Here is a 20,770-nt window from a genome sequence, read left to right as displayed (position 1 = left end):
TTTGATAGTTTCTTTTTCTTTTTATACGCTAAGTATCATCCATAAACACTAATTTATTTAAACTGGCAACAATGTATTAAATGGTCATTTATCATGCCAGTGGCTTGCATAAAGGCATAACAAGTAATTGAACCGACAAACTTAAACCCACGTTTTTTGAGCGCTTTAGAAAGCAGCATAGAAAGTTCTGTTTCGGCGGGGACTTGGGACGAGTTTTCCCAGCCATTGACAATAGGTTGGCCATTAACAAATTGCCAAAGAAAAGTGGAAAAGTCCTCTCCGCTTTCTTTCATTGCTAAATAGGCTTTTGCGTTGGCAATTATCGCTTTAATTTTTAACCTATTACGGATAATACGGGGCTCTTGCATAAGGCGTTCTATATCACTGTCGTTCATCAAGGCGATTTTTTTAGGATCAAATTGATAGAATAATTCCCGATAGCCTTGGCGTTTTTTCAAAATAGTGTACCAAGAAAGACCTGCTTGTTGCCCTTCAAGGCAGATCATTTCGAACAGGGCTTGGTTATCATGGGTTGGTTTGCCCCATTCATGATCATGATAAGCAATATATTCAGGGTCTTTATTAACCCAATGGCAACGTGTTGATGCTGTATTCATTTTTCATCCTTTTTACAATCATATTAATCTTTTTTAAAAATGAGATATTTATACTGTATAAATAACCAGCTTAAAAGGGGTGAAAGTATTTTTTTTTATTTTTAGAATAAATACAGACATATTCAATGCTGTATATCTTGCGGTCAAAGGGTATACTGACGTACTTTCATTAATTTAACGTATCGCGTGCGGATCTAACATGCAAAAGTTTGATACCAAAACCTTTCAAGGTCTTATCCTGACATTGCAGGATTACTGGGCGCGCCAAGGCTGTACCATTGTTCAACCACTGGACATGGAAGTCGGCGCAGGAACCTCCCACCCAATGACATGTTTGCGAGCATTAGGCCCTGAGCCTATTGCGGCGGCTTATGTTCAGCCATCTCGCCGGCCAACAGATGGCCGCTATGGTGAAAACCCAAACCGTTTGCAGCATTATTATCAATTTCAGGTGATTATTAAACCATCACCAGATAACATCCAAGAATTATACCTCGGTTCTTTAAAAGAGCTGGGTGTTGACCCAACTGTTCATGACATTCGCTTTGTTGAAGATAATTGGGAAAACCCAACTTTAGGGGCTTGGGGTTTAGGTTGGGAAGTATGGTTAAATGGTATGGAAGTGACCCAATTTACCTATTTCCAGCAAGTGGGTGGGCTTGAGTGTAAACCTGTGACTGGCGAAATCACTTATGGCTTGGAACGCTTGGCGATGTACATCCAAGGTGTTGATAGCGTATATGATCTTGTATGGTGTGATGGTCCGCTGGGCAAAACCACTTATGGTGACATTTACCATCAAAATGAAGTTGAACAATCAACTTACAACTTCGAATATGCAAATGTTGATTTTCTTTTCAAATGCTTTGAAGAATATGAAAAAGAAGCTCAACATCTGCTCGCTTTGGAAACTCCACTTCCACTGCCGGCTTATGAACGTATCTTGAAAGCTGCTCATACTTTTAACTTACTTGATGCGCGTAAAGCTATTTCTGTTACTGAACGCCAACGCTATATTTTACGTATCCGCACCCTGACGAAAGGGGTTGCTGAAGCTTATTATGCTTCACGCGAAGCGCTTGGATTCCCTATGTGTCATAAGAATTAAGAGGCTGTCATGACTCAACAGACTTTCCTTGTGGAAATCGGCACCGAAGAGTTACCGCCGAAGGCTCTTCGTTCATTAGCTGAATCATTTGCTGCAAATTTTACCAGCGAACTTGATAGCGCGAATATTGCGCATGGCGCGGTAACGTGGTTTGCTGCACCCCGTCGTTTGGCACTAAAAGTTGCTGATTTAGCATCTTCCCAACCTGACCGTGAGGTTGAAAAACGTGGTCCTGCTATTTCTCAGGCTTTTGGCCCTGATGGCCAACCAACTAAAGCCGCAGAAGGTTGGGCTCGAGGCTGTGGTATCACCGTTGACCAAGCTGAGCGTTTAACAACCGATAAAGGCGAGTGGTTACTTTATCGTGCCCAAGTTAAAGGGCAAGCCGTGAATGAACTACTGGTTGATATGGTTAGCCGCTCACTTGCTAAACTACCTATTCCTAAATTAATGCGTTGGGCAGATAAAGACACCCAATTTGTTCGCCCTGTTCACACTGTAACATTGCTGTTAGGTAGTGATGTCATTGAGGGTGAAATTTTAGGTATTAAGAGTGGGCGCACAATTCGTGGGCACCGTTTTATGGGTGAAGCAGAATTCACCATTGATAACGCCGAGCAATATCCTGCTATCCTACGTGAACGCGGTAAAGTGATGGCTGATTACGAAGAGCGTAAAGCCGTAATCAAAGCGGATGCAGAAAAGGCGGCTCAAGCTTTAGGTGGTAACGCTGATTTAACTGATAGTTTACTTGAAGAAGTTGCTTCATTGGTTGAGTGGCCAGTTGTTTTAACGGCGAAGTTTGAAGAGAAATTTTTAGACGTCCCATCTGAAGCATTGGTTTATACCATGAAAGGTGACCAGAAGTATTTCCCCGTCTATGATAATGCGGGTAAATTAATGCCTAATTTTATCTTTGTGGCGAATATTGAATCTTCTGATCCTCAACAAATTATTTCAGGTAACGAAAAAGTTGTACGCCCTCGTTTAGCTGATGCGGAGTTTTTCTTTAAAACTGACCGTAAGCAACGTTTAGAAGACAACTTACCGCGCTTAGAAACGGTGCTATTCCAAAAGCAATTAGGTACTTTGCGTGATAAAACAGACCGTTTAGAAGCACTATCGGGTTGGGTTGCCAATAAAATTGGTGCAGACGTTAATCATGCGACTCGTGCTGGCTTACTCGCTAAATGCGACTTAATGACCAATATGGTGTTTGAATTCACAGATACTCAAGGTGTAATGGGTATGCATTATGCTCGGCATGATGGTGAATCAGAAGACGTCGCATTGGCTCTGAAAGAGCAATACCAACCACGTTTTGCCGGTGATGCACTTCCCTCTACTGATGTTTCTGCTGCATTAGCCATTGCTGAGAAAATGGATACACTTGCCGGTATCTTTGGTATTGGGCAGCACCCTAAAGGTGATAAAGACCCATTTGCTCTTCGTCGCGCGGCTTTGGGTGTGTTACGCATTATCGTTGAGAAAGGCTACCAGCTTGATCTCGTTGAAATGACCGCCGAAGCAGCTCGTTTATACGGCGATAAATTAACGAATAAAGACGTCGTTAATGATGTGGTCGAATTTATGCTTGGCCGATTCCGTTCTTGGTATCAAGAATTAGGTTATAGCATTGATACCATCCAAGCTGTATTAGCTCGTCACCCAACTCAACCTGCTGACTTCGATGCACGAGTGAAAGCTGTGACTCACTTCCGTACGCTAGATGAAGCACAAGCGCTTGCAGCGGCAAATAAGCGTGTTTCTAATATTCTGAGTAAATCAGAAGAAAAATTAGCGGATACTGTCTTAGCTTCTGTACTGAAAACACCAGAAGAAGTGAAACTAGCAACTCATGTTGTAGTTCTACAAGAAAAGCTTGCTCCAATGTTTGCGCAAAGAAATTATCAAGAAGCATTAGCTGAGCTAGCTTCTTTACGCGATGTAGTGGATGAATTCTTTGAAAATGTGATGGTAATGGACCAAGACCAAGCGGTTCGTGTTAACCGTTTGACGCTATTAAGCCAATTACGTGAGCTGTTTTTAAAGGTAGCAGATATTTCTTTACTGCAATAACTTAAAATTAGGCCATAAACTGGTTTTATGATGCTATTTTTATAAAAGTTAATCTGTTTGATAAATAAGCACTAAATTAATTTAGTGCTTATTTTTTTAGTAAAATAAGGTGAGTTGCCTATAAACCTTACCATTTTGGTGGTTTTATCAGCACTCGAGCCAAATTAATAAAAAATGGGTTGACGACCCCCATTCTTGGCAGTATTATTCACACCGTTTTCGGCGAGTAGCGCAGCTTGGTAGCGCAACTGGTTTGGGACCAGTGGGTCGGAGGTTCGAATCCTCTCTCGCCGACCAAATTTTAAAACCCACCTCAATGAGGTGGGTTTTTCCGTTTATGGCACTTCTCATTTCCTCTCCATTTTTAAGAATAACTTTACTTGCATCCAACACCTAGATTCTGCTGATATAGATAAAAGCATACGGTTTGAGAATATCTCATGGGTTACGTATTTTTTGCTGGCAACTCCCTCTATTAGGGTGGTTTTAGCTAATAAAACAGTTTTTCATGACAAGGATCTGTTAATGAAAGCAAAATACGTTGTACCAAAACACATTCGTTTTTTATTGTTAGGGTTATATATTCTTGTTACTTCTCACGCTTATAGTTCCGCTATAACTCAACCTATTAATACCGCGCAATGCATTCTTATTAATCAAGTTCATTTGGTAAATTCCCAGCGGTTAACTAAAGTAGAGCCAAGACGTATTAATGCATGGAGGCAGCAAATTGAAGGGCAATGCGTTGATGATCGTAAGCTATTGGAGTATGCCGATTATATTACAGCTGACCTTGTCCGCGCAGGTTATTTAACCTCATATTTATACTATCCTGAGCAAACATTTTTGTTTGGTATTTTGCGTATAAAAATCGTTGAGGGGACTATCTCTGCGGTGAGTTACCAAAATGAAAAAAACAAAGATCGCTCTTTATTATCTATTTTTCCACTGAAGCCAGGGGATCTATTAAATCTCCGCCATATTGAACAAGGCTTATCTAATTTACAGAATGTATCTTTACTTCCATTTCATATAAATCTAGTGCCTGATGACGCTGATAAAAATGCTACTCAAGTTATCGTTGTTGGCCAGCAACGCCGTGCATTAAATGGGGTGATTTCTTATGAAGCTCACAGGGCTGCTGGGCAAACGACTAATGTTATAAGCCATATATGGATGCTTGCAAATCCTTTACTACGAAGTGATTTTTTGTATTCAGAGGTTAACCATCACTTAAATGCTTTTAACGGAAGCGAAATGAAATCAATGGTATTGTTATATTCTCTCCCATACCACTATTGGCTATTTTCTGTATCTGCTGAGTACCATAAAAACCAAGTAGTAATAACAAATTATGATGTTAATTTACCTTTTCAACAGCGTAGCTGGGGTTTATTGCTACAAATTGAGCGCATACTGAATCGCACTGAAAACGCGGTGACTTCATTCGGTATTGGTAGCCAAGTTCAAAAAAGTGATACTTTTTTATCCGACTTACGTTTACAGACGCAAAAACGTCTGGCGAGCTATGCTATTGCTGAATTCTCACATCAGGTTGATTTTTTAAAGGGGAATACGCTTGTTTCTTTAAAATACAAACAAGGGGTAGATTGGTTTGGTGCTAATGCACAAAAAACGACAGGTTTGGATAAAGCACAAATCTTTCAGTTTTCACTGTCTAACTTGAGAGAAATACAGCCGTTTTATTATCTAAGCCAACTTGATGTGCAGTTAAGTCGTTCCAATCTAGATGCTTTATTAGAACGTGATACATTCATAGGAAATGGCGGTGTGAGTGGTTTTCTTACGGGGGTAAAACATTTTGAAATGGGGGATCATAGCTTAAAATTTCACAATGAGCTGCGGTGGCAGACTCCTTGGCCACATGTACAGTTGTATTCGTCATTAGGCTTAGGAACAACGGCGAATGACCGAGCGACATTTTGGAAAGAGAACCTACTGTTAGGCTGTAAAATAGGCGCGAAAGGTCAGTTAAAGGGCTTGTCTTACCATTTATTCATTGATACCCCTTTATGGCAATATCAGCCGCTTGCTTTCAATACAGTCAGTTCCGGTATTAAATTCAGTTTTCATTATTAACTTAATTGGTTTTTCCTGTATCCATTTGTTTTTATTCTATATATTTTAATTTTGGATAATTATATCTTTTATGGTGGGTATAAAAGCATTTTCTGTATTCAGTCTAATTAAATAAAAAAGTGACATATAGCGATTTTATTCTTTAAGTTATCAAATGGTTAAAATTATGTTTAGCTTGTTTAGTTGAATGTTTTTTGTCTGCATGAAAAACAAGCTAAATAATAACAAACTAAAATAGTTTCTAACTTTATTTCCTTTAGAGTTTTATTTTGCATACCTCCGTGTAGCACGCTATATTCGTTCACTAATTCAGCACTTAATCACAAATATAAAAATAAATAGCTCAAACATAAAACACTAATCATCAACAATAATGTGGTTATAACATCTGCCTTTTGTCTTGATTGGTAATATATTAAGCTAATTTAGTGTGACAAATGTTTCTAATATGTTACAAGAGTTGTGGGTGTGTAGCAAATACGGCTATTGACGAAGTGAGTGACAGTTGATTAATTGCACAATGAATAACAAAAAATACAGATACTACATCTGTCATTTATATGACGGGTTTAGGCATTAAGCAAAAACAACATAGGAGCATACAGATGCGCTCTATTAAAAAGACAGGTCTACTTACTGTAGGGTTAACATTAGCAGCATTGGCTGTATCGGCCTCAGTACAAGCAAAAACATTAGTTTATTGTTCAGAAGGTTCTCCTGAAGGTTTTAACCCTCAACTCTTTACTTCTGGAACAACGTATGATGCAAGTTCAATCCCATTATATAACCGTTTAGTTGAATTTAAATTAGGGACAACAGAGATCGCACCTGGCTTAGCTGAAAGCTGGGAAGTAAGTGATGATGGCAAGGTATATACCTTCCATTTACGCAAAGGGGTTAAATGGCACTCTAATAAACAATTTAAGCCAAGCCGTGACTTCAATGCAGATGATGTGATCTACACATTTATGCGCCAAAAAGACGCTAATCACCCATATCATAAAGTATCAGGTGGTAGCTATGAGTACTTTATGGGCATGGATATGGACAAAATCATTGATAAAGTTGAAAAAGTTGATGATAACACAGTAAAAATTACGCTAACTCGCCCTGAGTCTCCATTCTTAGCGGATATGGCTATGGACTTTGCATCAATCCTTTCTGCGGAATATGCGGACCAAATGCTCAAAGCAGGTACGCCAGAAAAAGTGGACTTAAACCCAATAGGGACGGGCCCATTTGTTTTACAGCAATACCAAAAAGACTCTCGTATTCTGTATAAAGCCAATGATCAGTATTGGGGTACAAAACCGAAACTTGACCGCTTAGTTTTCTCAATCACGCCGGATGCTTCAGTACGTTATGCTAAGTTACAAAAAAATGAATGCCAAGTTATGCCATATCCAAACCCGGCTGACTTAGAGCGGATGAAGCAAGATAAAAACATTACATTGATGGAGCAGCCAGGTCTGAACGTTGGCTATCTTTCATATAATGTTGAGAAAAAACCACTGGATAACCAAAAAGTTCGTCAAGCCCTCTCAATGGCAGTAAATAAAGACGCCATCATTGATGCGGTTTATCAAGGCGCAGGTCAGAAAGCGAAAAACTTAATCCCGCCAACAATGTGGGGATATAACGACGCTGTGAAGGATTATGAATATAACCCTGAAAAAGCAAAAGCATTATTAGCAGAAGCAGGCTTCCCTAATGGCTTTGAGATTGATTTATGGGCAATGCCAGTACAACGTCCGTATAACCCAAATGCGCGCCGTATGGCTGAAATGATCCAAGCGGATTGGTCAAAGATCGGTGTTAAATCTAAAGTTGTGAGCTATGAGTGGGGCGAATATCTCAAACGTGCGAAAGATGGTGAGCCTCAAACCGTGATGATGGGTTGGACTGGTGATAATGGTGACCCTGATAATTTCTTCGCAACATTATTTAGCTGTGCAGCAAAAGAACAAGGTTCTAACTATTCAAAATGGTGTAATCAAAGCTTTGAAAACTTGATCCAACCTGCACGTCAGACGGCTGATCATGACAAACGCGTCGAATTGTATAAACAGGCACAAGTCGTAATGAATGAGCAGGCTCCTGCGCTTATCATTGCACACTCAACGGTGTTTGAACCGGTACGTAAGGAAGTGAAAGGCTATGTGGTTGATCCATTAGGTAAACATCACTTCGAAAACGTCGACATTGAGAAGTAATCGTATCTAATCTGTTAATGCCCTTCGTTGCTAATTTGCAGCGCGGGGCGTTTTCTCCTCTAAGGGGTATTCTTCTAGATGATAATTTTGCACGGTGAGTTTTGTATTAAGTAGTCTGTAAATTAATCATGTTAACGGTTTCTTGCATCTAAGCGTGCTGTAAGCAGCACCCATAAGGATCAATAACCCAAAGACTTAGAAGAAACAGAGAAGTTCAGTTGTTTGTGAGCACCCGGAAAATTTATTTTCTGAGTAGCCAAACGGACTAAGAGCCGTCAACGGCATTATTAAAGAGATTCAGGATATGCTGCAATTTATCCTCCGACGATTGGGGCTTGTGATCCCGACGTTTATCGGTATCACACTACTTACTTTTGCTTTTGTTCACATGATCCCCGGTGACCCAGTTATGATCATGGCTGGGGAGAGGGGGATCTCTCCTGAAAGGCACGCCTACTTAATGGCTGAGTTAGGCCTTGACCAGCCACTTTGGAAGCAATATCTGCATTATGTTGATGGGATATTTCATGGTGACTTAGGGATTTCTCTAAAAAGCCGTATTGGTGTTTGGGAAGAGTTTTTACCTCGCTTTTTAGCGACAGTTGAATTAGCCACTTGTGCAATGATTTTTGCGGTTTCTGTTGGTATCCCTGTTGGGGTTTTAGCCGCTGTAAAACGTGGGTCAATCTTTGACCACACCGCGATTGGTCTTTCTTTAACGGGTTATTCAATGCCGATATTTTGGTGGGGGATTATGCTCATCATGTTAGTGTCGGTGCAATTAGACCTCACTCCAGTTGCTGGGCGGGTGAGTGATATGGTCTTCCTTGATGATTCAAACCCACTGACCGGTTTTATGTTAATCGATACTTGGATTTGGGGTGAAGAAGGTAACTTTATTGATGCTGTTGAGCACTTGATATTGCCTTCTATTGTATTAGGGACGATCCCTCTGGCGGTTATTGTTCGCATGACGCGTTCATCAATGTTGGAAGTGTTAGGCGAAGATTATATTCGAACAGCGCGAGCGAAAGGCCTTGGCCGTGCACGCGTGATCCTAATCCACGCACTACGCAACGCTTTACTCCCCGTTGTAACGGTTATCGGTTTACAAGTTGGCGTCATGTTAGCTGGCGCTATTTTAACAGAAACTATTTTCTCATGGCCTGGGTTGGGACGTTGGTTAATCGAAGGGCTGCAACGTCGTGACTACCCTGTCGTACAAGGTGGCGTACTGCTCGTGGCAACGCTGATCATTTTTGTTAACTTAGTGGTCGACTTGCTATATGGCATTGTAAATCCACGCATTCGTCATAAAAAATAAGGAGCGCTAAATGTCTCAATCTACTGAGCCAACTGTTGTCAGCGCCCCACAGCCGATGACACCATTACAAGAATTTTGGCATTATTTTAAACGTAATAAAGGGGCCGTTGTTGGGATGTTTTATATCATCCTGATGGTACTAATTGCTATTTTTGCGGGTGTATTAGCACCACATGCCCCTGATGAACAGTTTCGTGATTTTTTATTGGCTCCACCAGTTTGGGATGAGGGTGGGAGCTGGCAGTTTATTCTAGGAACGGATGATGTTGGGCGTGATTTACTTTCTCGCTTGATGTATGGCGCTCGTTTATCTTTATTAGTTGGGTGCTTGGTTGTCGTGCTGTCCTTGATAATGGGCGTGACCATTGGCGTAATTGCAGGTTACTTCGGTGGTATTGTTGATGCGCTAATCATGCGTGTAGTTGATATCATGTTGGCATTACCTAGCTTGCTATTGGCTTTAGTTTTAGTCGCAATTTTTGGGCCTTCTATTGTTAATGCGTCTATTGCTCTGACTTTTGTTGCTTTACCTCACTATATCAGGTTAACGCGTGCCGCCGTTTTAGTGGAAGTGAACCGTGATTATGTGACGGCCTCTCGAGTTGCTGGTGCAGGCTCAATACGTCAAATGTTTGTGAATATTTTACCTAACTGTTTGGCTCCATTGATTGTACAGGCCTCTTTAGGTTTTTCGAATGCTATCTTAGATATGGCTGCTTTGGGTTTCCTCGGTATGGGCGCTCAGCCACCAACTCCTGAGTGGGGAACTATGCTGTCTGATGTGCTGCAGTTTGCACAGAGTGCATGGTGGGTGGTGACTTTCCCAGGACTGGCGATTTTACTGACGGTGCTTGCGTTTAACCTGATGGGTGATGGTTTACGCGATGCATTCGATCCAAAACTCAAGCAGTGATGAGGTAATCTAATGGCACTGTTAAATGTAGAACAACTCTCGGTTCATTTTGGCGATGGAAAAGCGCCATTTCGCGCGGTTGATCGTATCAGTTATAGCGTTGATAAAGGGCAAGTCGTTGGTATCGTCGGTGAATCTGGTTCTGGGAAATCGGTTAGCTCACTTGCCATCATGGGGTTAATTGATTACCCCGGGAAAGTGATGGCAGAATCGTTGGAGTTTGATGGACGCGATTTATTGTCTATGCCTGAAAAAGAACGTAGACAAATTATTGGTGCGGATGTCGCGATGATTTTCCAAGACCCGATGACCAGCCTAAACCCATGTTTTACCGTGGGTTATCAAATCATGGAAGCACTCAAAGTGCATCAAGGCGGCAGTAAAAGCACACGGAAACAGCGGGCTGTCGATTTACTAGACATGGTAGGTATCCCTGATCCTCAATCACGCTTGGATGTCTATCCCCATCAATTATCAGGTGGGATGAGTCAGCGGGTGATGATTGCAATGGCGATTGCTTGTCGCCCTAAACTGTTGATTGCTGATGAGCCAACAACAGCTTTGGATGTCACAATTCAAGCGCAGATTATTGAGCTACTTTTGGAGCTACAACAGCAAGAAAACATGGCGTTAGTGTTGATCACCCATGACCTTGCACTTGTGGCTGAAGCTGCACACCATATCATCGTGATGTATGCAGGGCAGGTGGTTGAATCAGCAAAAGCGAGTGATATTTTTAAACACCCACGTCACCCTTATACCCAAGCACTATTGAGAGCATTACCTGAGTTTGCAACGAATAAATCACGTTTAGCATCACTCCCTGGTGTTGTTCCCGGTAAATATGACAGGCCTGTCGGTTGTTTATTAAATCCACGTTGCCCATACGCAACGGATAAGTGCCGTCAAGAGGAGCCAATGTTACAAACCGTTGGTGATCGCCAAGTCAAATGCCATATGCCGTTAGATGATATGGGGAGGCCAACATTATGAGTGACAAACAACATACCCCATTGCTAAAAGCCGTGGATTTGAAAAAGTATTATTCTGTTAAAAGTGGTTTTTTTTCTGCGGAGAAAACCCTTAAAGCGTTAGATGGGGTTTCTTTTGAATTAGAGAAAGGTAAAACGCTAGCCGTAGTTGGGGAGTCGGGGTGTGGTAAATCCACACTTGGTCGTTTGTTAACGATGATAGAGCAACCTTCTGATGGCGAATTGTATTATCAAGATCAAAATTTGCTGATTAGAGATAAATCAGCGGAGAAGCTGCGTCGTCAGAAAATTCAAATTGTTTTCCAAAACCCATACGGCTCATTGAATCCCCGTAAAAAGGTGGGGCAAATTTTAGAAGAACCTTTATTGATTAATACTTCGCTATCGAAAGAACAGCGCAAAGAAAAAGTATTATCAATGATGGCAAAAGTAGGTTTAAAAACAGAACATTATAGCCGATACCCACACATGTTCTCGGGAGGGCAAAGGCAACGTATTGCGATAGCACGAGGTTTAATGCTTGACCCAGACATTGTTGTTGCAGATGAGCCTGTTTCTGCGCTGGATGTCTCTGTTCGCGCTCAGGTATTAAACTTGATGATGGATTTACAACAGGATCTTGGCTTGTCTTATGTGTTTATTTCCCATGACTTATCTGTGGTTGAGCATATTGCTGATGAGGTCATGGTAATGTATTTAGGACGTTGCGTTGAAAAAGGCACGAAAGAGCAGATTTTTAATAACCCTTTGCATCCTTATACACAAGCCTTGTTATCTGCAACACCAAGGTTAAACCCAGACTCAAGGCGTGAACGTATTAAGTTAACAGGGGAATTGCCGAGCCCACTGAACCCACCTCCAGGCTGTGCTTTCGCGGCTCGTTGCCGTAGAGCTTTTGGCCAATGTACTCAGTTCCAGCCGACATTAAATGAGTATGACCAACAGTTAGTAGCGTGTTTTGCTGTTGATGAAGACGAGAAACAATCTGTTGTCGTGAGTTAATGTTTAATACGGCGGAAAGTCTGACTTTCTGCCGTTTTTCTCTTCTATTTTATATTTAATTCTCTTTAGGATATCGTTTATCCTAAATATCCAATCTTTCTTTTTAAATTACTCTTTTGGGGATAAAATCAAGTATACTGATTGACGTTTCTATTTTTCTTTAAAAAGCTGCTTGATTAGGAAGGTTGTGGTCAAATGAACACACAGGTCCAACGCTCACTAACGTTAAAAAGTATGATCGTATTCTTTGGAATTACGTTACTCTCTCTCGCGCTTTTTTTAGCTATCCAATTCAGCTACTTAATCGAACAACGTAAGCAAGATTATTTAGACCAGCTTAGTAATGCTGTTGTACAAATTCAGAAACCATTAACCGACGCATTGCTAAGTTCGGACCTTAGCGAGGCGAAAAGATTACTCATTAGCTTAAAGACATCAGGTATTATGGGTAATGCGATTGTGACGGTTGATAATGCAACGGTGATGAATTTAAGTTTTGCAACACCGAAGCCAATCCCCGAGTGGGCGACTTACTTTGTCGGCATTCCAGTCGAAATGACGGTACCTTTATATGCATACGGCAATGCTGTATTGCAAGCGAAGCCTCAAGGGTATTTAACCTTACAAGTCGACCCTAATCGTGTATATCGGTTTGCTGTAAACACACTGGCATTGATGACAACGACTTACTTATTGTTGGTGCTTATCATTGCTATTGCAATGACGTGGTGTGTCAGCAGGATGATTGTCAGGCCATTGCGTAAAATGGCTATCGAGTTACAGGAAAATGATCAAGTTAATCAGCTGGTTGTTTCTGAATATCATCATGATGATGAGCTTGGGTTACTTGCAAAAGGTTACAACCGTCAAAGAAAACAGCAAAATTCAGACTAAGCCATGAACATGAACTCAGCTTTATGGTCTAATATCGTTATAGTGGTGAAAATTAAAATTGGATAAAGCCAAACGGTATTGTTTAACCCGGTAAGTTCACGCTTTTCGTTAATTTACCTGTCGTAATTTGCGGTTAAATATAAAGATATAAAACACATAGGGGTTTACATGCAGGGCTTGAAAGTTCGGTATATTATCAGTGTTGTATTATTATCAGTGACTCAATTTGCAAGCGCTGAATCTTTGCAACCTGATCCAGCATGGCAGCAAGGAAAGCTAGAAAATGGCTTTAGCTGGCAATTATTACAAACACCACAGCGTCCAAATGACCGTATCCAACTCAGATTAGCAATTAAAACAGGTTCATTAACAGAAAAAGCGAGTGAGAAAGGGTACAGTTATTTAATTCCTAAAATGGCGTTGTATCATCAGACTGAAACATTTCCAACCGCAACGTTACAAGAGTTTTGGCGTCAGGCAACAGACCCAGACATGCCAATTCCACCTGCGGTTGTTTCTTATGATTACACAACTTACAGCTTAAGTTTACCTAACAACAGGCCTGATTTAATCAAGCAAGCATTGAGTTGGCTAGCTACCTCTGTAGTGAAAGCCGAATATACCGAAACGACACTGCATAATGGCTTAACAGCTGAAAACGTGCCTGTTGCAACACTGCCTTTAAATGCAAGCGACCCAGTTTGGCGAGCTCGTTTAAAAGGTTCTGCGATGATGGGTTATGACCCTGGCCAAAAACCAAATGACAATGTCGATCTCGAAAGCGTGAACGCTTTTTACCAAAAATGGTATACGCCAGATGTGATGACGTTATACGTTGCTGGTCATGTGGATCCTCGGATGTTATCTGACTCGATATCGCAAACTTTTTCATCTCTGGAAGGAAGACGCTCTGAGCCTGTTTCTGTCGCGGTGCTATCCACGGTAAAACCACAATCTATTGATATTTTACAAGAACAACTGGCGCAGGATACCCTTTCTTTGATTTGGGATATCGATTGGATACCAATTAAAGACTCAAATATATTATTACGTTATTGGGCAAGTGACTTAGCGCGCGAAGCGGTTTATCGTTCTTTGCAAAAAACGTTTAATCAAAAATTTAACCAAGGTGAAGTGGTCTCTGGGCTTGATTGTCGTGTGCAATACCAGAAAGCCACTTGTACGCTATCAGTCAGTGCTGCACCCGAAAAAATGGCCGCGGTGACTGATATTGTCATTAATGAGTTAGCTACAATTAACCAAAATGGTATCCCTGCCGAGCTGTTTGATGACATGATGAAAGAAAAACAGGTGCAGCTATCACAATTGTTTGCTGCCTATGCCCGCACCAGCACTGATGTTTTGATTAGTCAGCGTTTGATTTCCCAGCAAAATGGGGTCGTTGATATTGCTCCCGAACAGTATCAACGTTTAAGGCAGTCTTTTTTAGCATCGCAAAGCCTTGAGCAAGTTAACATGGAAGCGCGTCGCTTATTATCGCAAGAAGCAGCTTTTGTTTTAGCGCAGCCAAAAGATAAACAAACAATGGATGCGGAACAAATTCGCCAAAAATTTATTAAAGCACTTTGGCCACAAGCCTCCACATCAACTGGCACGCAAACAGATCTCGTGCCTGCTAAACCGGCCGTTGCACAATAAATGATGAAGGGTAGCCGTTGGTCACCATTGGCTATCCTTTTTCAAACTTGTTGGCTTAGTAACGATTCAATAGCCGTTATTAGTATTTCTCGTGAACCCCTGTTATCGACAAACCCTGCGGCACTTGTTTTTGTTTGAGGGGAGTAATAAGCCACAGAGCCCCAAAAACCTAAATGAGAATATAAGGTAATGCCGTTAACAACATTTGCCATAATGCCGAGTCGATAATTTTCTGCTCCATCATGGGTGCCGGTACTTAACATGGTTGTTAGGGTCGCTGGCGATGAAAAAATAGCCCCCCCGAAAAGCGCCTCTAAAAACACTGCCATCTGCTTTGATGACATCACTAAACCACCACCGCCATAAGCATCCATAGAGGCGTGGATATGTGTCCCTTCCAACTTCCCTAAATATTGGCGTGATCTAGGTGCTGCTATTGTTGGGGGAGATTCTAGGTGTTCCCAATAGGCAGTTTCTAGTCCAATTGAATCAAATTTGAGTAATTCTCTTACTGCTAGACCAAGTGATTTGCCTGTTATTCGCTCAATAATATCCCCCAACAAAATATAGCCAGTATCTGAGTAGATGTACGATTTAGCAGGTGGAAAAAATGGAAACTGCTTGTGGATGTATATTTCTAATTGCTCTGCACGGCTCCACTGATAATTAGGGCGTTTGAGAACTTCAGTTAGGTAGTCGGCATCAGCATGGTCTAATAGCCCGCTACTGTGATTGAGTAAATGACGCACGGTAATTGCATTCGTGTCATATTGGGCACTTAGTAATAAATTATATTTTGGGTCGATATGTTTAGAGATAGCATCATTGATGCTCAGTTTGCCTAATTCAGCAAGTCGTAAAATCGCTGCCGCGGTAAAGGTTTTTGTATTACTCGCTATCCGTAGTGGTGTATCGACAGTGAGTGGGGAGCCTGCAAGGTCTGACCCCCTAGAACAGAAACTAGCAACACTGCTTTTCGTCTGGTTGTGATAATAGAGAACAACCCCACAGGTTAATTCTTCAAGTTGTTTCACAAAGCTAGTCATCATGACCCCATGTTAGGTAATTATAATGAAGGCACTATATTAATCATGGCTAGATGCACTAATACACGCTTTAAATGCGCTAAAAGCAGGGACATGGTAATTTTCGCGGTAAATCAAAAGGGTATCACAGTGAGTCACTGTAATTCTGCCTAATTTTAAAGATGAAACAGGCATTGATTCGATTAATTTTTTTGGAAGAAGTGCCACGCAGCTCCCTGCGGTAACACAAGCCACCATCGCGTGATAAGAGTTCATTTCTTGTACATTCCAATCGAAACTTGCTGGAATATTTAACCATTGCTCCGCAATATTCCGATAGCTACACCCTTGTGCAAAAGCCGCTAAACAACGGGTTTTAACTTGATTTACAATGGTTGCTGAATGTTCATGTTCAGGAAGCAACAATTGCAATTTTTCTTGCCAAATGACCTCGGTCTTGATCCCCATTTGTGAGAGTTGGTTAGGTTCATATAGCGCAGAAGGCAGTGCGACAAACGCACAATCCAGTTTGCCGCTATTGACTTGTTCTAGCAATGAAAGTGAAGACCCAGTACGTAATAACAATTTAGTATTTGGGTTTTGCTGATGAAATTGTGCTAAAGGTATGGGTAGCCGACAAGCCGCCGTACTTTCCATGCTTCCAATACGCAACTGCCCACCTTCTCGCCCCCCACTAATGACATGGCGAGCTTCTTCCTCAAGGGCTAATAACCGATGAGCATAATCAAGAAATTGCCTACCAGCCTCTGAAAGTTCAAGGCGTTTATTTTGCCGAATAAACAACAGTTCGCCAAGATTTGACTCCAATTGTTGAATTCGTGTTGTGATATTCGATGGTACGCGACCTAAACGTGCAGCTGCGCGGGTGATATTGAGCTCAGCAGCAACGGTACAGAATATTTTAAGAGTTTCAGTGTTCATTTTCTCTTTATGTGAACATGGTGCTATATTCATTCTCAATGTAAGAAAGTAAAGTGTATCCCGACATTACAATAAAGGAAAGAAAATGGCTAAAGAAAATGCATTTTTACACCGGTTAGGCTTACGCTATCCTATCATTCAAGCACCGATGGTGGGGGTGTCTACACCTGCATTAGTGGCGGCAGTTTCTGAGTCCGGTGGGTTAGGTTCATTAGGGTTAGGGGCAAGCACAGTTGAACAAGCACGTCAGATGATAGCTCAAACACAGGCACTGACAGATAAGGCATTCAATGTGAATCTATTTTGTCATCAACCACCAAAACGCAACCAAACTAATGAACGCGCATGGATAGAATATCTGGCGCCTTACTTTGCTCAGTTTAATACGACTCCTCCAACTCATCTTAATGAAATCTACCAAACTTTTTTAGGTAACTCTGAAATGTTGGCGATGTTGTTAGAGATGAAACCAGCTTCAGTCAGCTTTCATTTTAATATCCCTTCAGCCGAGGTCGTACAGCAATTAAAGTCGCAAGGCATTTATACCTTAGCCACCGCGACTAATTTGCAAGAAGCCCAGTTAATAGAACAGGCCGGGATTGATGCAATTGTTGCTCAAGGTATTGAGGCTGGTGGGCATCGCGGTATATTTGATGTAAATATGCAAGATGAACAATTAACGACTAACGCATTGGTATCATTACTTATAAAACAGACCCAGTTACCTATTATTGCAGCAGGGGGAATGATGGATGGTTATGATATCAAAGGGGCATTAGATGGAGGTGCAGCCGCAGCGCAGTTGGGAACGGCGTTTATTTTGTGTCCTGAATCTGCCGCAAATAGTAGCTATCGGCAAAAATTGAAAAGCCAGACAACGGATACCACCACTTTAACAACTGTAATCTCAGGGCGGCCGGCAAGGGGGATTGCGAATCAATTTACGCAAATAGGCCTTGATTATAAAATAAATGAATTACCTGATTATCCAATTGCTTATGATATTGCAAAACAGTTAAATGCCGCAGCAAGTCAGTTGGGGAGTGATGACTTTTCTGCTCATTGGGCAGGGAAAAACCTAGTGAAAATCCGCGAAATGCCAGCCGCCTTGCTTGTGAAAACGTGGGTTGAAGAGATGAATGGATAAATTGTGTAAATAGTAGGGCGGCGATTATCGCTGCCCTAATTGGATGATTAAAGCGTTGTTTCGGTAGGCAATGAGTCTTTTTGCTCATCGGTAGCTATCCATGCTGCACAAAATAGGGTTAAACGGGCAAAAAAGTAGAAAAAAGCCATTAAACCTAGTACTGAACCAAATGCTGCACCGGAAGGAGATGACGCTAGGTTCGGTAAAATCCATGTCATGATTGATTTAATAATTTCAAACCCGATGGCAGCCAGAAAAGTCCCTTTGATGAGGGACCGACGACGATGTTGCATACGAGGTAAAATCCAAAAAATCCATAAAAATAATAGGAAATTAGCCATGATAGAAATAGTTAACCCTATTAGTGTCCACGCAGGTTTTAACCACTCGATACCATCAAGCCCTAATGTGCTGACAATGGTTGCTTGTGCAGAACCGGCCACTGAAGTGAGCATGATTGTGACAACCAATGCAATCAGCAAACCAATCAAAGCAAAAAAATCGCGGATATAGCGGAAAATAATGTTTTCGTGCTCATCTTCATTTCGCTCCCATACAGGGCGCGATTGAGCCAAAATAGCTAAACGTAAGTTATTTACCCAGTTGACCCCTGAATATACCGCTAAGGCTAAACCGGTTAACCCGACTGTCGTACGTTGGCGAATTGCAGTATCGATGGTTCTTTCTAATGTATTAGCTAGGGTTGGGTCAGTAATATTTGCAGAAATTCCTCGGACTAATTTTTCAAGTAGTTCAGGGTTACTGGCTAAGACAAAACCCGCAGCTGCAAATGAAAACATTAAAACAGGAATTAACGATAGAAATGAGAAATAGGTAATTGCGGCACCAAACTGGTTTCCCATACGGTCAGTAAAACGTTGTGCGGTTCGAATGAGGTGTGCAATAAATGGAATTGCACAAATAAAATTAACAACACGCATTGAGAATGTGAGCGCTTTTTTACTGCCATCAATACTTTTATTCAGTGTCGCTTTCAGCTTGTTGTTATCTTTTTGTTCTTCTTCCTGCATATTCGACATTTAATCCCCTTTTCCTGCAACGAAAACTGTCTTACTTTGGCCTTGTTCAGTGGCTAGTTATGAATGATATGCACAATACTATAGCCTAAAATAAAGGGTAACTTCATCCCAATGCCTATTTTTTAGATAAACAAATGTCATTGGAATGATATTGTGCAGTGAAAGTAACCAATTCATTAATCAGGAAAAAGGGAATATATCAAAATTAAAGAGCCCCTTTGTATATCTGCATCTCGTCTTGTGCTTCTTTTAATTCAGCTTGCGCTTCAGCTAATTTGCGTTCACGTTTTTTAATCTTTTTGAGGTCATTACCTTGTTGCTTTTCTTCTTTTAATTCAGCTTCGCGTTCTTGCACTTTTTCACGTTTTTCGTCGACATTCTTTTGGCTATCACGATATAAAGACTCTGGGGTGCAATAACGATTAACGTTATCTAATGCTTCTTCTAAGCCGCGAACACGGTATTGGTTGCCATGCTGTTTCGCGTATTTTATCTGTGCTTCAATTCTTTGTTTTTTAATGTCGCAGCCATTTTGTGTTTTAGCTGCCATGACTGATGAACTTACAAAAAACAAAGCGGAAGCTGTGGTTACTATCAGTAGCTTCTTCATGATTTACCCCTGGTTATGTTGAAATTTGTATTTAGGATAGCGTTTTATTTCATTTAGGTCATGTGAATTTTAGCGCTGCCTTCACTGTGACAATTGTGGCTAAATTTAGCTATAATGAGGCTGAAGAATTAATCCGGCCTATTTTTTGTTCAAAAAGGCACTCTTTAAAGCACCTATTTAATAGTAGTCATCTTATTTGGCTAGTGTTGAATTTCCTCAGGAAATAAACGTTACATGTTAAGTTATCGTCACAGCTTTCACGCAGGCAACCATGCCGATGTGTTAAAACACACGGTACAGAGTTTGATTATTGAGTCTCTAAAAGAGAAAGAAAAACCTTTTCTGTATTTAGACACACATTCAGGTGCAGGTCGTTATCAACTAACCAGTGAATATGCAGAAAAAACAGGTGAATACCTCGAAGGGATTGCGCGGATATGGGAGCAACCAGATTTACCTGAGGAATTACAGCCCTATATGAGTATTGTACGTAAGCTCAATGATAATGGCCGTTTGCGTTATTATCCGGGCTCGCCTTTATTAGCCAAATATTTATTGCGTGAGCAAGATAAACTGGTATTAACGGAATTACATCCGAGCGATTATCCGTTATTACGTACTGAGTTTTCACGTGATAATCGAGCACAAGTTTCTAAAGAAGATGGCTATCAACAATTAAAATCAAAGTTACCACCACAAAGTCGTCGAGGTTTTGTGTTGATGGACCCACCTTATGAAATGAAAACAGACTATGAAGCGGTCGTTAAAGGTGTGGTTGAAGGGTACAAACGTTTTGCAACGGGAACCTATGCAATTTGGTATCCCGTCGTGTTGCGCCAACAAATAAAACGTATGCTTAATCAATTAGAAGCAACAGGGATCCGCAGAATTTTACAAATCGAATTGGCTGTGCGACCTGACAGCGACCAACGCGGCATGACGGCATCGGGTATGATTGTCATCAACCCACCGTGGAAATTGGAACAGCAAATGAAAAATGTGCTGCCTTGGTTACATAAAACACTGGTGCCTGAAGGTATAGGGCATACTTTAGTTGAGTGGGTTGTACCAGAATAATTCGCACAATAGGATAGGTATAGCCAAT

At 41.2% G+C, this 20,770-nt stretch carries 17 protein-coding genes and 1 tRNA gene; 13 read left to right on the top strand and 5 right to left on the bottom strand.

Translation table 11 applies throughout. The annotated features are described in order from the left end of the window. Positions 1-53: 53 nt before the first annotated feature. Entirely contained in the window at positions 54-617 is a 564-nt protein-coding gene (locus M1F14_RS01645; protein ID WP_042847664.1) for a DNA-3-methyladenine glycosylase I, read from the bottom strand. 199 nt (positions 618-816) lie between these two features. On the opposite strand from M1F14_RS01645, the gene glyQ reads away from it, so the two are divergent. The 11 genes from glyQ (at position 817) to M1F14_RS01590 (ending at position 14,901) form a co-directional block, all read left to right on the top strand. Beyond that, entirely contained in the window at positions 817-1,725 is a 909-nt protein-coding gene (gene glyQ, locus M1F14_RS01640) for a glycine--tRNA ligase subunit alpha (RefSeq protein ID WP_004262647.1), read from the top strand. Between the two features lie 9 nt (positions 1,726-1,734). Beyond that, a complete protein-coding gene (glyS, locus tag M1F14_RS01635; protein WP_048605440.1) occupies positions 1,735-3,804 on the top strand; it encodes a glycine--tRNA ligase subunit beta in 2,070 nt (689 codons plus the stop codon). Positions 3,805-4,024: 220 nt separating this feature from the next. Further along, a tRNA-Pro gene (locus M1F14_RS01630) sits at positions 4,025-4,101 on the top strand. Positions 4,102-4,329: 228 nt separating this feature from the next. Then, positions 4,330-5,904: a ShlB/FhaC/HecB family hemolysin secretion/activation protein gene (locus M1F14_RS01625; protein ID WP_048605438.1), complete on the top strand. Its 1,575-nt coding sequence runs from the start codon at positions 4,330-4,332 to the stop codon at positions 5,902-5,904. A gap of 605 nt (positions 5,905-6,509) precedes the next feature. After that, positions 6,510-8,117 carry a dipeptide ABC transporter periplasmic-binding protein DppA gene (gene dppA / locus M1F14_RS01620; protein ID WP_042847660.1) on the top strand — a complete coding sequence of 536 codons (1,608 nt, stop codon included), beginning with the start codon at positions 6,510-6,512 and terminating at the stop codon, positions 8,115-8,117. A gap of 304 nt (positions 8,118-8,421) precedes the next feature. Next, on the top strand, positions 8,422-9,441 hold the full coding sequence (gene dppB / locus M1F14_RS01615; protein WP_181469007.1) for a dipeptide ABC transporter permease DppB: 1,020 nt from the start codon (positions 8,422-8,424) through the stop codon (positions 9,439-9,441). 10 nt (positions 9,442-9,451) lie between these two features. Next, entirely contained in the window at positions 9,452-10,354 is a 903-nt protein-coding gene (dppC, locus tag M1F14_RS01610) for a dipeptide ABC transporter permease DppC (RefSeq protein ID WP_042847657.1), read from the top strand. Positions 10,355-10,366: 12 nt separating this feature from the next. Beyond that, positions 10,367-11,347 (top strand): dipeptide ABC transporter ATP-binding protein, encoded by a 981-nt coding sequence (dppD, locus tag M1F14_RS01605; protein ID WP_042847656.1) that lies wholly within the window; start codon positions 10,367-10,369, stop codon positions 11,345-11,347. Continuing rightward, entirely contained in the window at positions 11,344-12,348 is a 1,005-nt protein-coding gene (dppF, locus tag M1F14_RS01600; protein WP_042847655.1) for a dipeptide ABC transporter ATP-binding subunit DppF, read from the top strand. Before dppD ends, dppF begins: the two co-directional genes overlap by 4 nt. A 195-nt stretch (positions 12,349-12,543) precedes the next feature. Then, positions 12,544-13,242, top strand: a complete 699-nt coding sequence (locus M1F14_RS01595) for a HAMP domain-containing protein (protein WP_181469009.1) — start codon at positions 12,544-12,546, stop codon at positions 13,240-13,242. A 168-nt stretch (positions 13,243-13,410) separates the two neighbouring features. Continuing rightward, positions 13,411-14,901: a pitrilysin family protein gene (locus tag M1F14_RS01590; RefSeq protein ID WP_042847651.1), complete on the top strand. Its 1,491-nt coding sequence runs from the start codon at positions 13,411-13,413 to the stop codon at positions 14,899-14,901. A gap of 41 nt (positions 14,902-14,942) precedes the next feature. Here the strand turns inward: M1F14_RS01590 and M1F14_RS01585 are convergent, their stop codons facing one another. Together M1F14_RS01585 and M1F14_RS01580 are read right to left on the bottom strand one after the other, a co-directional pair. Then, the gene (locus tag M1F14_RS01585; RefSeq protein WP_232370508.1) at positions 14,943-15,950 is read right to left on the bottom strand and encodes a serine hydrolase; all 1,008 of its coding nucleotides are present in this window, start codon (positions 15,948-15,950) and stop codon (positions 14,943-14,945) included. 36 nt (positions 15,951-15,986) lie between these two features. Next, complete coding sequence (locus tag M1F14_RS01580; RefSeq protein WP_181469011.1) at positions 15,987-16,868, bottom strand: LysR substrate-binding domain-containing protein; 882 nt, start codon at positions 16,866-16,868, stop codon at positions 15,987-15,989. A gap of 85 nt (positions 16,869-16,953) precedes the next feature. Here M1F14_RS01580 and M1F14_RS01575 point away from each other — a divergent pair, with 85 nt between their 5' ends. Further along, complete coding sequence (locus M1F14_RS01575) at positions 16,954-18,015, top strand: nitronate monooxygenase family protein (RefSeq protein WP_048605434.1); 1,062 nt, start codon at positions 16,954-16,956, stop codon at positions 18,013-18,015. Between the two features lie 47 nt (positions 18,016-18,062). On the opposite strand, the gene yhjD is transcribed toward M1F14_RS01575, so the two are convergent. Both yhjD and M1F14_RS01565 read right to left on the bottom strand, forming a co-directional pair. Further along, positions 18,063-19,055, bottom strand: coding sequence for an inner membrane protein YhjD (gene yhjD, locus M1F14_RS01570; RefSeq protein WP_173424830.1), 993 nt, complete (start codon positions 19,053-19,055; stop codon positions 18,063-18,065). A gap of 205 nt (positions 19,056-19,260) precedes the next feature. Further along, on the bottom strand, positions 19,261-19,665 hold the full coding sequence (locus tag M1F14_RS01565; RefSeq protein WP_042847646.1) for a DUF1090 domain-containing protein: 405 nt from the start codon (positions 19,663-19,665) through the stop codon (positions 19,261-19,263). A 234-nt stretch (positions 19,666-19,899) separates the two neighbouring features. On the opposite strand from M1F14_RS01565, the gene M1F14_RS01560 reads away from it, so the two are divergent. Next, positions 19,900-20,742: a 23S rRNA (adenine(2030)-N(6))-methyltransferase RlmJ gene (locus M1F14_RS01560; protein WP_181469013.1), complete on the top strand. Its 843-nt coding sequence runs from the start codon at positions 19,900-19,902 to the stop codon at positions 20,740-20,742. Positions 20,743-20,770 lie beyond the last annotated feature (28 nt).

The organism is Providencia sp. PROV003 (assembly GCF_045040775.1).
Taxonomy (GTDB): Bacteria; Pseudomonadota; Gammaproteobacteria; order Enterobacterales; family Enterobacteriaceae; genus Providencia; species Providencia huashanensis.
The sequence above is the reverse complement of the archived record's forward strand: the minus strand, read 5'-3'. Positions and strand labels throughout refer to the sequence as shown.

Coding starts and splice junctions, on each gene's coding strand:
- M1F14_RS01560 (WP_181469013.1), top strand. CDS start 19,900: ATGTTAAGTTATCGTCACAGCTTTCACGCAGGCAACCATGCCGATGTG.
- dppB (WP_181469007.1), top strand. CDS start 8,422: ATGCTGCAATTTATCCTCCGACGATTGGGGCTTGTGATCCCGACGTTT.
- yhjD (WP_173424830.1), bottom strand. CDS start 19,055: ATGTCGAATATGCAGGAAGAAGAACAAAAAGATAACAACAAGCTGAAA.
- M1F14_RS01585 (WP_232370508.1), bottom strand. CDS start 15,950: ATGATGACTAGCTTTGTGAAACAACTTGAAGAATTAACCTGTGGGGTT.
- M1F14_RS01575 (WP_048605434.1), top strand. CDS start 16,954: ATGGCTAAAGAAAATGCATTTTTACACCGGTTAGGCTTACGCTATCCT.
- M1F14_RS01565 (WP_042847646.1), bottom strand. CDS start 19,665: ATGAAGAAGCTACTGATAGTAACCACAGCTTCCGCTTTGTTTTTTGTA.
- dppD (WP_042847656.1), top strand. CDS start 10,367: ATGGCACTGTTAAATGTAGAACAACTCTCGGTTCATTTTGGCGATGGA.
- glyS (WP_048605440.1), top strand. CDS start 1,735: ATGACTCAACAGACTTTCCTTGTGGAAATCGGCACCGAAGAGTTACCG.
- glyQ (WP_004262647.1), top strand. CDS start 817: ATGCAAAAGTTTGATACCAAAACCTTTCAAGGTCTTATCCTGACATTG.
- M1F14_RS01625 (WP_048605438.1), top strand. CDS start 4,330: ATGAAAGCAAAATACGTTGTACCAAAACACATTCGTTTTTTATTGTTA.
- M1F14_RS01645 (WP_042847664.1), bottom strand. CDS start 617: ATGAATACAGCATCAACACGTTGCCATTGGGTTAATAAAGACCCTGAA.
- dppA (WP_042847660.1), top strand. CDS start 6,510: ATGCGCTCTATTAAAAAGACAGGTCTACTTACTGTAGGGTTAACATTA.
- M1F14_RS01580 (WP_181469011.1), bottom strand. CDS start 16,868: ATGAACACTGAAACTCTTAAAATATTCTGTACCGTTGCTGCTGAGCTC.
- M1F14_RS01595 (WP_181469009.1), top strand. CDS start 12,544: ATGAACACACAGGTCCAACGCTCACTAACGTTAAAAAGTATGATCGTA.
- dppF (WP_042847655.1), top strand. CDS start 11,344: ATGAGTGACAAACAACATACCCCATTGCTAAAAGCCGTGGATTTGAAA.
- M1F14_RS01590 (WP_042847651.1), top strand. CDS start 13,411: ATGCAGGGCTTGAAAGTTCGGTATATTATCAGTGTTGTATTATTATCA.
- dppC (WP_042847657.1), top strand. CDS start 9,452: ATGTCTCAATCTACTGAGCCAACTGTTGTCAGCGCCCCACAGCCGATG.